This is a genomic window from Bradyrhizobium sp. USDA 4452 (genome assembly GCF_054063575.1).
Window position 1 is genome coordinate 1817597 of the sequence record NZ_JBSSGK010000001.1, and the last position, 12360, is coordinate 1829956.

Below are 12360 nucleotides of genomic sequence, written 5' to 3' on the forward strand. Positions count from 1 at the left end.
CTTCCGCTTGACGGAATTAGCGTGTGCATGATCGGCGCTGCTGCGCAGCGCGAAGCGTGGATTGTGCAGCTAATTGCAGGTCAGTTGCGCTTCGAACCAGCCTTGCAGCCGATGCGACAGTCGCGGCCATGCGCGCAAGACATGCGCGTATGTGGCCGCGCTCGCGCGATGGATGCCGCGCAGTTCCTGCTCAATGGCGGGAAGGTCAACACCAAGGCACCGGCCGGCCTGGGCGACGGTGCGACCATCGACCACAAGCTCAGAGAGCAGCGACGCATTGCCGCGTGCGAACAAGAGGTCGAGCGGATCAGCATCAACAATCTGATCGCGCTCCAGCCGGTCGAGATCGATGCTGACGAAATCGGCCGGCGCGCCGACGGCGAGCTCGCCGGTGCCGGGCGCACCGGTGGCGCGGCGGCCATTGCGGATCGCGAGCGCAAAAAACTCCTGCGGTGTCCACGTTCGGTTGAAGCCGAGGCCGCCGTGCATCATCTGCACCAGCCGCATCTCGCGCAGCACGTCGTCGTCTTCGTCGAGCGCCAGGCCGTCGACGCCGACCGCGATGGCGCAGCCGCACGCGTGCGCGGCGGCGATCGGCGCCAGGCCGGAGCGCAGATGCAGGTTTGGAGGAGAAATTGGTGACGATGCGCGCGCCCGACGCCGCGATCATCTCGATCTCGTCGGGCCGGGCGTGGATGCAATGCGCCAGCGTCAGCCGTTCGGAGAGCAAGCCGATGTCGCGGAGATAGCGGACGATGCCGCCGGGAAAGCGCTCATCAGCCCAGGCACGCTGATAGATCGTCTCGAGCAGATGCATGTGGACGCGGCGGCCGGTCTGCGCGGAATTCTCGGCAACCGCTTCCAGCAGCGGCTTCGAGCACCACTGCACGCCAGCAGGACCAAGCTGCACGTCGACCTTCGGCCCGCCGATCGCGGCGGCAATCGCATCGGTCAGCTCGATGTAGGCTTTCGGCGACATCGGTGTGCGGACGAACAGCTCCTCGATCGTCTTGCGCTCGTCGCTGGCGAGCCCTGCCAGCACCGGCTCGCTGTCGCCATAGACGATCGGATTCTGGTCGCGCACCGCGATGGCAAAGGCGATGCGGATGCCGACATCGCCGGCGGCGCGGCCGATCGCCTTGACCTCGTCGAGCAACGGCATGGTGCCGCTCGGCCGAGTGTAGTGCACCATCATCGCCGCGCAGCCGGCCTGCGCTGCGCGGGCAAGCGCCGACGCTGCGGTAAGATAGGGATCGACCGGCGTGCCGACCACCGTGCGCAGGATCCAGCTCTCCAGGGGCATGCCGACCGCGCCGAACGAAGATGCGCGCGGGCGGGCGTGGTCGTGGGCGTTGATGAAGGCCGGGAGGATCAGAGAGCGTGGGGCGGCCTCCGGGCGCGCGGCTTCGGATATCTCGGTAATGACGCCGTCGACGTGACGGAGCATGACGTTCTTGCGGATGCCCTGGTCAGAACCGCTGAACAGACGAGTTGCCGTGACGTTCATCAACATGCTCCGCTTGGTCGCCATTGCGAGCGAAGCGAAGCAATCCATGCCTCCGCATGCGGAAAGATGGATTGCTTCGCCGCGGAGCCTGTCATCGGGCGCGCGTCGCGCGACCCGTTGGCTCCTCGCAATGACGGGCCAGTCAGTTCGCAGTATACACCAGCTCGCGCTCCGTGCGCGGCGGCAGGAACTCGCGCGAGAACACCTCGGCCGGCGTCGGCGTGCGGGCGAGCTGGTAGCCTTCGACGATGAAGCCGATGGCGCGCGCCATGCGGTCGTCCCTGACGTCGCCGATCCCGATGTCCTTCATCTCCGGCGAAACGATCAGTTTCTCGAAGGAATATTGCAGCCGGCGCTTCTCGACCTCGACATTGATCAGATTGTCGTAGTTGAGCGCCGCCTTCATCGCGGCGTTCTGGTCCCTGGCGACCGCGATCGCGCCCTTGTTGATGGCGCGGACGAGGCCGGCTACCGCCTTCGGGTTCGCGGCAATCAGCTTGCGCGAGACCATCACGCCGTTGGAATAGAGATCGAGCCCGTAGTCGCCGAATGAGAACCATTTGAAGTCCTTGTCGGGGTCCTGGCGGTTGAGCACCAGGTTGAAGTAGCTGGTGATGTTGAACACCAGCGCGGCGTCGATGTCGCCCTTGATCAGCATCGGCTCCTGCAGGTTCGGCGCCATATTGGAGATCTTGATCTTCTCGCCGTCGAGCCCGTTCTTGTGCACGAACACCGGCAGCAGCCGCGTGGTCGGCGTGCCCTGCGCGCCGCCGAGCGTACGGCCCTCGAAATCCTTGATCGACTTGATGCCGCTCGAATTCTTGGCGACGATCGCGAATGGCGGCTGGTTCCACATCATGTAGACCATCACAGGCGCATCCTGCGGCTTGGTTGCGGCGTTCTGGATGATCGCGTTGATGTCGCCGAAGCCGGCGTCATAGGCACCCGACATGATGCGCGTCACCGTCGCGCCGGAGCCCTCGCCCTGGTCGATCACGACGTTGAGGCCTTCCTCTTTGAAATAGCCGTTGTCCTTGGCGTAGAAGAACGCAGCGTCCGAGCCTTGCGTCTTCCAGCCCAGCGTGAACTTGATGGTGGTGTCCTCGGCGCGCGCGGGCCCCGCGACCACGGCCAATCCCAATAGTGCAGCGCTTATTGTCTTCAGCATGACGACCTCCTCAACTCCAGTGAACGGCGATGACGAAACGATTCAGGTGGCGATGACGTTGTCCTTGCGCGTCGCCCAGCCCGTCACCCGGCCCTCGATCAGCGAGAACAGGACGTAGAGCGCGACGCCGAGGCCGGCGAGCACGAACAGCCCGGCGAACACCAGCGGCACGTTGAAATTGGAGGATGCGGTCATCATGACGTTGCCGATGCCGCGGTTCGAAGCCACGGTTTCCGACAGCACCGCGCCGACAAAGGCGTAGGACACCGCGACCTTCAGCGAGGCAAAGAAGAACGGCATCGTCCGCGGCAAGCCGACATTCCACAGGATGTCGAACTTGCTGGCGCCGAGCGCCTTCAGCACGTCCTCGAGCTCGGGCTCGGTGGTGGCAAGGCCGGTGGCGATGTTGACGACGATCGGGAAGAAGCAGATCGACAGCGAGGTGAGCACTGCCGGTACGGTGCCGGAGCCGAACCACAGCACGAAGATCGGCACCACCGCCACTTTCGGAATCGAGGAGAAGCCGACCAGCAGCGGATAGCAGGTATCATAAGCGGTTTTCGACACCCCGATCACCGCGCCCAGCGCAACGCCCAGCGCCACGCCGAGCACGAAGCCGATCATGGTCGTCAGCAATGTCTGGATGATGTGCGGCCAGAGGATCGGGAATTTCTCGAACAGCGTGACGAAGATCTGCGACGGTCGCGGCAGCACCAGGTCCGACATGCCCGTCATCAGGCAGAACAATTCCCAGGCGACGAAGAACAGCACGATCAGGGCCGCCGACCAGGCCTTCTGCCTGATGTCTGACATGGGCATGGTCAGGCTCCCTCGCGCGCCGCGGTGCGCGCATCGACGATGAAGGCGCGGAGTTTCTGGTTGAGCGCGACGAAGTCGGGCTCGAACGTCATCGTCACGGTGCGCGGGCGGGCGAAATCGACTCTGGAATCATCGAGGATGCGGCCGGGACGCGCGCTCATCACGCAGATGCGGCTGGCGAGGAAGCCGGCCTCGCGCAAATCGTGGGTGACCAGGAGCACGGTCGGCTTGTGGGTGATCCATAGCTCTTGCAGGATCCCCCACAGCTCCTCGCGGGTGAACTGGTCGAGCGCGCCGAACGGCTCGTCGAGCAGCAGCATGCGCGGCTCGTGGATCAGCGCCCGGCACAGATTGGCGCGCTGGAGCATGCCGCCCGAGAGCTGCCAGGGATAGCGGCCGCCGAACCCCTTCAGCCCGACCTGCTCCAGCAGCGCATTGGCCTTGTCGCGGAATTCGGTCTTGCGCAGCCTGCGGAATTGCGAGCGGAACGGCTCGACGATCTTCAGCGGCAGCATGATGTTCTTCTCGATCGTCATCCACGGCAGCATGGTCGGGTTCTGGAACGCCATGCCGACCCGCATCGCCCGCGCCGCGACCTCGCGGCCGCCAACGATGACGACGCCGGTGGTCGGCCGCGCCAGGCCACTGACCAGCCGCAGGATGGTGGACTTGCCGCAGCCGGATGGCCCGACCAGCGCCACGAACTCGCCGTCGGCGATCCGCAGCGTGGTGGTCGACAGGGCCGGCACGGCACGGGCGCCGCGGCCGAAGGTGACGGAGGCCTCCGACAGCTCGATCGCAGTCGGCGCGGATCCGGCGGCCATCGGCTCGCCGGCAAATTCGGAGTTTGGTTGCATGCGCATCACGGGCAAAGTGCATGCAAGCTGGATGCCAGTGCCGAACCCGTTGGAAATCAGGGGGATCGCGCGCCTAGTGCCTTGGAGAGCCGGCTTCCTTTTGGGCAATCCACAGCCAGAACTGCATGCAATTCGGGCGGTCGATTGTTTTTGCGGTATGATAAAGAGGCGTTCTAAGCACCTTTCGAGAAGGATTCGCGGCAATGGCGGGGCGCGACCGCACCAGCAAAACGGCTGAATCGACCGACAAGGTCAGCGTGATCTGCCGTGCATTGCGGCGCGCGATCATCGAGCAGGCATTGGAGCCCGGCGCCAAGCTGCCGGAGGATTCGCTCGGCGAGCGTTTCGGCGTCAGCCGCACCATCGCGCGCCATGCGCTCGGCCAACTGGCCGCGGAGGGCCTCGTCGAGCTGCGCCGGAACCGGATCGCGGTCGTTGCAACACCGAGCTGGCAGGAGGCGCGCGATGCCTTCGACATCCGCATCGAGCTGGAGCGGCTGGTGGTGCGGCAGCTCGCGGGCAAGCTGACCAAACCGCAGATCGCCGAACTCACCGCCCATGTCGACGCCGAGGATCGTGCCCGCGACGGCACCGACGCGGTGTCGATCCGGCTCGCCACCGAATTCCACATCCTGCTCGCCCACATGACGAGCAGCCCGATCCTGGTGCGCTACGTCAGCGAGGTCGCCTACCGCTGCTGCCTGACGCTGTCGCTGTACAGCCGGCCGCATTCATCGGAATGCGCGATCAACGAGCATCGGGCGATCATCGCGGCGCTGGTGAAGGGCGATGTGGCGAAGGCGATGGAGCTGATGCACCACCACCTGGATTCCGTGGCGACGCGCGCGCTGGTCGCACCGAGCCCGCAGCGCGGCCGCGATCTGCTGGATATCCTCGCGCCCTACGCCGACGAGGCGAGCGGCGAGAAGGTGGTGAAGCTGCCGAAGGCCGCGCGGCGCTGACAGTTGCCTCGACTCTATCCCCGTCATTGCGAGCGAAGCGAAGCAATCCATCGCGCCGCTTGCCGTGACATGGATTGCTTCGTCGCTTCGCTCCTCGCAATGACGGCTGCGCGTTCCCTACGCCTCGATCCCCCGCTGCAGCAAAATCCGCTCGGCACTGTCGTTCCAGACGTCCATCTTGACGATCTGCCCGCCCTTCACCACGAAGCGGTCGACGTAGCGGTTGCCTTCGAACGGCGTGCCGTCGATCCATTCGCCGTAGAGCGTGCCGACGCTGTAGACGACGGTCTCGCCGGCGCCGGGGCAGACGTCGAAGCGGTCCATCTTCTTTTTCACCCAGCGATAGCGCCTGGCGTTGAAGCCGGTCGGCCCGCGCGGATGGTCGAATTCGCGGCCGCCGGTGAAGGTGATCGCCGTGCCCGGCTTCATGAAGGCCGCGGCCGCGTCGGGATCGGGGATCATCGACGCCGTCAGATAGGCCTCGACGATCTCGGCATCGGACATCGGGCGGGCGTCGGCTTTGGCGGTGACGGGCATGGCGGGCCTCCTGGCATGATCAGGACTCTACAATCTGGCTGAAAAAGTGTATGCATCTTTTTTAGACAATTCGGCAGTCAATCTGCACACAATCTGGTGCTGCTCCTTCCCCGCCCTTCCGCTAGGCTCAAACCAGCCCATGTCGCCTCCTCCGATGAACGCGAAACCTGCCTTCGACTTGGTCCTCCGTCGTGCCGCGACGCGCGGCTCCGCGTCGGCGGTCGATATCGGCATCGCCGATGGCCGGATCGCCGCGATCGCGCCGCAGCTGGCCTGCGAGGCCGTCGAGGTCGATCTGGGCGGACGGCTGGTGCTGCCGGGCTTCGTCGACACCCATATCCACCTCGACAAGGCCTGCCTGCTCGGCCGCTGCGGCCACGACCACGCCAGCCTCGCGGAAGCGATCCGCGCGGTGTCGGCCATGAAGCGCGACTTCACGGTCGAGGACGTCTATGCGCGCGGCTCGAAAGTGATCGAGCGCGCGATCACCGCGGGCACCACGCGAATGCGGAGCCATGTCGAGATCGATCCGCGGATCGGCCTGCGCGGCTTCGAGGCGGTGAAGGCGCTGAAGCGTGACTATGCCTGGGCGCTCGATCTGTCGCTCTGCGTCTTCCCGCAGGAGGGCCTGACCAACGATCCCGGCGCCGACGAGTTGCTGGTTACGGCCCTCAACGACGGCGCCGAAGCGATCGGCGGCTGCCCCTATGTCGACACCGATCCGAACGCGCACATTGCGCGCATCTTCGATCTGGCGCAGGAGTTCGACATCGACGTCGACTTCCATCTCGACTTCGACCTCGATCCGTCGTGGTCGCACATGGAGGAGGTCTGCCGGCAGACCGAGCGGCGCAACTATCAGGGACGCGTCGCGATCGGGCACGCGACCAAACTATCCGCATTGCCGCCTGACAGCCTGAGGGCGGCCAGCACGCGGCTCGCCGCGGCCGGCGTCGCAGTCACCGTGCTGCCGGCGACCGACCTCTATCTGATGGGGCGCGACGCCACCCACAACGCCCCGCGCGGCATGACCGCCGCACATCGGCTGGTCGCCGATGGCGTGCTCTGCTCGGTCGCGACCAACAACGTGCAAAATCCCTTCACACCGTTCGGCGATGCCTCGCTGCTGCGGATGGCCAATCTCTACGCCAACGCCGCGCATGCCGGAATCGGCGAGTTCGACACCTGCCTCGACCTCGTCACCGAACTGCCGGCGCGGCTGATGAACCTCAGGGATTACGGCATCGCGGTCGGCCATCCCGCCGACATCGTCGTGCTCGACACCGACAGCGGAACCAACGCCATCGCGGAACTGCCCGACGTGCTGATGGGCTTCAAGCGCGGCCGCAAGACGTTCGAACGGCAGCGGCCGACATTGTTCCGGCCTCAGAGCTGAACACTCCCTCACCGTCATCCCGAGGAGCCGCGAAGCGGCGTCTCGAAGGATGCACGGCCCCGCTAGACCCACACGGAGAGAGCCGGCCGTCGACCCTTCGAGACGCGCGCAAGAGCGCGCTCCTCAGGGTGACGGCTGGTGCATACGTTCGCTCCCCGTCATTGCGAGGGTAGCGAAGCGATCCATCGCATCGCTCGGGGAAAGATGGATTGCTTCGTCACTTACGCTCCTCGCAATGACGGGGCTGCATTGTCGCCCTGCCCTGGCGCGAATTGACGCCTCGGCCGATCCGTTGTTGGTACTTCCCAACATCAACAACGGCCCGGGCAGGAAACCATGAGCAAATCCACCACGATCAAAAGCGTCGAGACGCTCGCCTGCGATGCCGGCTGGCGGAATTATCATTTCGTCAAGGTGACGACCACGGACGGGCTGGTCGGCTGGAGCGAATATGACGAAGGCTTCGGCGCGCCCGGCGTGACCGCGGCGATCGAGCGGCTATCGGCACGCGTTGTCGGCAAGAACGCGTTCGAGCACGAGCGGATCCATGTCGAGCTGTTCGCCGCAACCCGCCCCGCCGCCGGCGGCGTGGTGGCGCTGGCGTTAGGCGCCATCGAGAACGCGCTGCTCGACGTCAAGGCCAAGGCGCTCGGCGTGCCCTGCTACGATCTGCTCGGCGGCAAGATCCGCGACCGCGTGCGGGTCTACTGGTCGCATTGCGCGACCTGGCGCATCAATCACCCCGACTGGTACAAGCCCGCCATCACCGACCTCGACGGCGTCAAGGCGATCGGCGCCGAGGTGCGCGAGAAGAAATTCTCGGCGATGAAGACCAACATCTTCGTCTACACGGACGGCAAACCGCAAGGCTGGCGCCCCGGCTTCGGCTCGCCGTTCCAGCCCGAGATCAATGTCGATCGAACCGTGCTGCGCAATCTCTGCATGCATCTGGAGGCGATCCGCGACGGCGCGGGGCCGGATGTCGACCTGCTGCTCGACCTCAACTTCAACGCCAAGACCGAAGGCTATCTGAAGATCCTGCGCGCCATCGAGAAGATGGACATGTTCTGGGTCGAGATCGACACCTTCAACCCGCAGGCGCTCGGCTATATCCGCCGCCAGAGCCCGCACCCGATCTCATCCTGCGAGACGCTGCTCGGCCTGCGCGAATTCCTGCCCTACTTCTCCGAGCAGGCGATGGACGTCGCGATCATCGACACGCCGTGGAACGGGGTCTGGCAATCGATGAAGATCGCCGCCGCCGCCGAGCATTTCGAGGTCAACGTCGCGCCGCATAATTTCTACGGCCACCTCTGCACCATGATGAACGCGCATTTCTGCGCCGCGGTGCCGAACTTAAGGATCATGGAGACCGACATCGATCGGCTGGCCTGGGACCACGAGCTGTTCACCCACGTGCCGGAGTTCGTCGACGGCCATCTCGTGATCCCGGATCGCCCGGGCTGGGGCACCGAGCCGAACGAGGAAGGCCTGCGCGCGCATCCGCCGAAGAACAAGGGCGGGCTGCTGAATTACGGGTTGAAGAAGTAGCGCTTATCGCCAACAGCACCACTTTTGCTCCGTCATCCTGAGGTGCGAGCCTTGCGGCGCAATTGCGCCGCTGGGCGAGCCTCGAAGGATGCACGGCCACTTAGCCGGGCCGTCGCCCCTTCGAGACGGCCGCTGCGCGGCCTCCTCAGGGTGACGGTGTTGGAGCGGCTGCGGTGCTCAATTATCCTCGCGCACCGGTGTGAACGCGCTCTCGATCACGTCGCCGATCGGCTGCCAGGCGTTGCCGTCGAACTGCACCAGCCGCATCTGCTTGATCGGACGGAAATCCTTCGGCCCGGTGTTGATCACGATCCCGGGCAGCGCGATCGGACTTTGATAATCCTTCAGCGAAGCGGCCTGCCGCATGATGTTCGCGCGCGACAAATCGTCGCCGCACTGGCGCAGCACCTGCATCAGCGTGTCGGCGGCGGCATAGCCGAACACGGCGTAGATGTCGTCCTTGTCGCCGTCGGGATAGTACTTGTCCATGAAGGCGTCCCACGCCTTGATCTGCGGATCGTTCTTCCAGGAAGCGTCGCCGGCATCCTTCAGGAACGAGGTCGAGATCACGCCCAGAGAATTCTGCAGGCCAGCTGGCTGCAGCGCGCTGGCGATCGAGGCCGAGGCATTGTCGAGGATGAACACCGGATGCCAATCCATCCCGGCCACGATGCGGATCGCGCGCGCCGCGATCGCCGGCGCGCCGTCGAAAACGAGGATGTCGGCGCCGGAGTCCTTCAATATCCCGAGTTGGTTCTCGATCCTGGTCTCCGATGCGTCGAAGGCGAGATCGGCGACGATCATGCCCGCGGTATCGCCGAGCCCTTCTTGCAATCCCCTGAACAGGTCGCGGCCGAACTGGTCGTTCTGCCACAGCACCGCGATCTTGCGCGAGGGATACGCCGCCTGGATGTAGTTGGCATAGATCCGGCCCTCGGCGCGGAAGGTCGGCTGCCAGCCCATGGTCCAGGGAAAGGTTTTCGGATGTGCCCACTCTTCGTCGCCGGAGGCGACGAACAGCTGCGGGATGTTCTTCTCGTTGAGGTACTTCCGGACGGCGAGGTTGCTCGGCGTGCCGAACGAGCCGAACATCAACAGCACGTCCTGTTTCTCGACGAGATCGCGGGTCTGCTCGACTGCGGTCTTCGGATTGGAGCTGTCATCGACCGAGATGAACCTGACCTTGCGGCCGTTGATGCCGCCATGCTCGTTGACCATGTCGAAATAAGCCGCTTCGGCGCGCCCGATGGTCGCGAACGCCGCGAGAGGCCCGGTGTAGGGCATCACGTTACCGACGCGGATCTCGCCGCCGGCCGCGTCCTGCGCCTGCTGGGCGTGCAGCGGCGCCGTCGCGAGAACAGCTGCGAAGGCCAGTGATATCGAAAGCGCAGTTTGTCTTGTTGTTTGCATCAACATCGCCACAACGCCGGCACCGACCGGCGCTCCCTCCCAGCGCGCAGAGCTTATCGCCCAAGCCAATGCCGGAAAAATGAATTGTTGATGGCGGAGACGGCGCTCAGCGCAATGTTATGTCGAGCCAGCCCAGCGGGTTGACCGTAATACGATCGCCGCTATCGACCAAAACCGTGGTGGTTTCGGCCTCGATGATCGCGGGACCGGCCAGCGCGTGGCCGGGCTTGAGATCGTCGAGCGCATAGACCGGCACCTCGCGCCAGGCGCCGAGCCAGGCCTGCCGCTTGCCGCGCGGCACGCAGGGTGCGGCTGAGGCGGCCTCACCAACACCGCCGCCGCCGGGCGCGACCTTGCCGACCGCGGCCACGCGGGCGTTGACGAACACCACCTCCTGCCCGCGCGAGGCATAGGTGTAGAGGTCCTCGTGGCGGCGATGGAAACGCTCCTCGATCTGCGCCACGAGATCCGCGGCGCCGAGGTCGAGGTCGCCGAGCGGCACGTCGATTTCGAACACCTGCTCGCCATAGCGCATCTCGGCCGAGCGCTCGATCGCGATGTCGCCCTTGAACCAGTCGCGCAAGCGGCCGGCCGCCTGCTCTTCCAGTCCGGCGAACAGCGCCCTCACCTCGCCGGCGGAAATGCGCCCCGTGCCGTAATGGGTCCGGCTGACCTCATAGCGCAGATCGCTGGTCAGCATGCCCCAGGCCGACAGCACGGAGGCGACCGTCGGCACGATAATGCGCTTGATCTCGAGCTCGCGCGCGACCTCGGCCGCATGCATGCCGGCGGCGCCGCCGAAGCTGAGCAGCGCGAATTTTCGGGGATCGACGCCGCGGCGCAAGGTCATCAGGCGGATGCCGTCGGCCATCTTCAGGTTGATCATCTTGTAGATGCCGGCGGCGGCCTCGATCCGCGACAATTCGAGCGCTTCGGCGATCCGGTCGACCGCGGCTTCCGATGCCGCGCGATCGAGCGGCCGTGCACCGCCCATGAAGGCGCTCGCATCGAGATAGCCGAGCACGACATTGGCATCGGTAACGGTCGCGGCCAGGCCGCCATTGCCGTAGCAGGCCGGCCCCGGCACCGAGCCCGCGCTCTCCGGCCCGACCCGCAAGGTGCGGCTGCCGTCGACGCCGGCGATCGAGCCGCCGCCCGCCGCGATGCTGGCGATATCGAGGCTGCGCAACGCGATGCGCTGGCCGGCCAGCATGCCGTCGGCCGACAGCGACGCCTCGCCGTCCGCGATCAGCGAGATGTCGGTCGAAGTGCCGCCCATGTCGAACGGCACGAGATCGGGAATCCCGAGCATCTCGGCGCAGCGGCGGCTGCCGGAAATGCCGCCGGCCGGGCCCGACAGCACGGTGCCCGCGGCGAGCCGCGAGGCCTCCTCGACCGGCGCCATGCCGCCATGCGACAGCACGACGAACAGCGAGCCCTTGAAGCCGGCCTCGTGCAGGCTGCGCTCCAGATTGGTGAGATAGCGCCGCACCGTCGGCGCGACATAGGCGTTCACGATGGTGGTCGAGACGCGCTCGTATTCCTTAATCTGCGGCAGCACGTCGCTCGAGCGCGACACGCTGACATCGGGCAGCTCCTTGCTAAGCCGCTCGACCGCGGCGAGCTCATGCGCCGGATTCAGATAGGCGTGCAGGAAGCAGACCGCGACCGAGTTCGCGCCCGACCGCTTCACCTCGGCGATGACATCGCCGAGCGCTGCGGCATCGAGCGCAACCGCGGCGCTGCCGTCGGCCTTCAGCCGCTCGCGTACACCGAAGCGCCGCTCGCGCGGCACCAGCGGCTCGGGCGGCGGCGTGCGCAGATCGTAGCGATCCGGCTTTAGTCCCTCGCGCATCTCGACGACGTCGCGATGGCCCTCGGTGGTCAAGAGCGCGACTTTGGCGCCCTTGCGTTCCAGCAGCGCATTGGTCGCAACCGTCGTGCCGTGCACCAGCCGATCGGTCGCAGCCAGCATCGCCGCGCGCGTGACGCCGAGGCGGCGCGCCAGCTCTTCGAGTCCCGCCATGACGCCGACCGACTGATCGGCCGGCGTGGATGGTGATTTCGCGAACACGGTGCGCCCGGTTTGATCCGTTGCAACCAGGTCGGTGTAAGTGCCGCCGACGTCAACCCCAATCGTGTACATCGCTGCC

The 12360-nt window shown here is 65.8% G+C and carries 10 protein-coding genes and 1 pseudogene; 3 read left to right on the plus strand and 8 right to left on the minus strand.

The genetic code is table 11. The features are described 5' to 3' along the window. Window positions 1-69: 69 nt before the first annotated feature. The 5 genes and pseudogenes from ACVISU_RS08665 to ACVISU_RS08685 form a co-directional block, all read right to left on the minus strand. Window positions 70-294, minus strand: a complete 225-nt coding sequence (locus ACVISU_RS08665; protein ID WP_456711000.1) for a hypothetical protein — start codon at window positions 292-294, stop codon at window positions 70-72. Between the two features lie 45 nt (window positions 295-339). Further along, window positions 340-1555, minus strand: a pseudogene (locus ACVISU_RS08670) (amidohydrolase family protein); the annotation flags it as partial. A 94-nt stretch (window positions 1556-1649) separates the two neighbouring features. After that, on the minus strand, window positions 1650-2675 hold the full coding sequence (locus tag ACVISU_RS08675; RefSeq protein WP_456706652.1) for an ABC transporter substrate-binding protein: 1026 nt from the start codon (window positions 2673-2675) through the stop codon (window positions 1650-1652). A gap of 42 nt (window positions 2676-2717) precedes the next feature. Continuing rightward, a complete protein-coding gene (locus ACVISU_RS08680) occupies window positions 2718-3494 on the minus strand; it encodes an ABC transporter permease (RefSeq protein WP_050405874.1) in 777 nt (258 codons plus the stop codon). A gap of 2 nt (window positions 3495-3496) precedes the next feature. Continuing rightward, entirely contained in the window at window positions 3497-4351 is an 855-nt protein-coding gene (locus ACVISU_RS08685) for an ABC transporter ATP-binding protein (protein ID WP_456706653.1), read from the minus strand. Between the two features lie 203 nt (window positions 4352-4554). On the opposite strand from ACVISU_RS08685, the gene ACVISU_RS08690 reads away from it, so the two are divergent. Continuing rightward, window positions 4555-5313 carry a GntR family transcriptional regulator gene (locus ACVISU_RS08690; protein ID WP_456706654.1) on the plus strand — a complete coding sequence of 253 codons (759 nt, stop codon included), beginning with the start codon at window positions 4555-4557 and terminating at the stop codon, window positions 5311-5313. A 117-nt stretch (window positions 5314-5430) separates the two neighbouring features. Here the strand turns inward: ACVISU_RS08690 and ACVISU_RS08695 are convergent, their stop codons facing one another. Further along, window positions 5431-5850 carry a nuclear transport factor 2 family protein gene (locus tag ACVISU_RS08695; protein WP_456706655.1) on the minus strand — a complete coding sequence of 140 codons (420 nt, stop codon included), beginning with the start codon at window positions 5848-5850 and terminating at the stop codon, window positions 5431-5433. A 154-nt stretch (window positions 5851-6004) separates the two neighbouring features. Between ACVISU_RS08695 and ACVISU_RS08700 the strand changes: the two genes are divergently transcribed. Further along, window positions 6005-7246 carry an amidohydrolase family protein gene (locus tag ACVISU_RS08700; RefSeq protein ID WP_456706656.1) on the plus strand — a complete coding sequence of 414 codons (1242 nt, stop codon included), beginning with the start codon at window positions 6005-6007 and terminating at the stop codon, window positions 7244-7246. Window positions 7247-7582: 336 nt separating this feature from the next. Next, entirely contained in the window at window positions 7583-8797 is a 1215-nt protein-coding gene (locus tag ACVISU_RS08705) for a mandelate racemase/muconate lactonizing enzyme family protein (protein WP_456706657.1), read from the plus strand. Window positions 8798-8974: 177 nt separating this feature from the next. Here the strand turns inward: ACVISU_RS08705 and ACVISU_RS08710 are convergent, their stop codons facing one another. Further along, entirely contained in the window at window positions 8975-10207 is a 1233-nt protein-coding gene (locus tag ACVISU_RS08710; protein WP_456706658.1) for an ABC transporter substrate-binding protein, read from the minus strand. A gap of 106 nt (window positions 10208-10313) precedes the next feature. Further along, complete coding sequence (locus tag ACVISU_RS08715) at window positions 10314-12353, minus strand: hydantoinase/oxoprolinase family protein (RefSeq protein WP_456706659.1); 2040 nt, start codon at window positions 12351-12353, stop codon at window positions 10314-10316. Window positions 12354-12360: the final 7 nt, after the last annotated feature.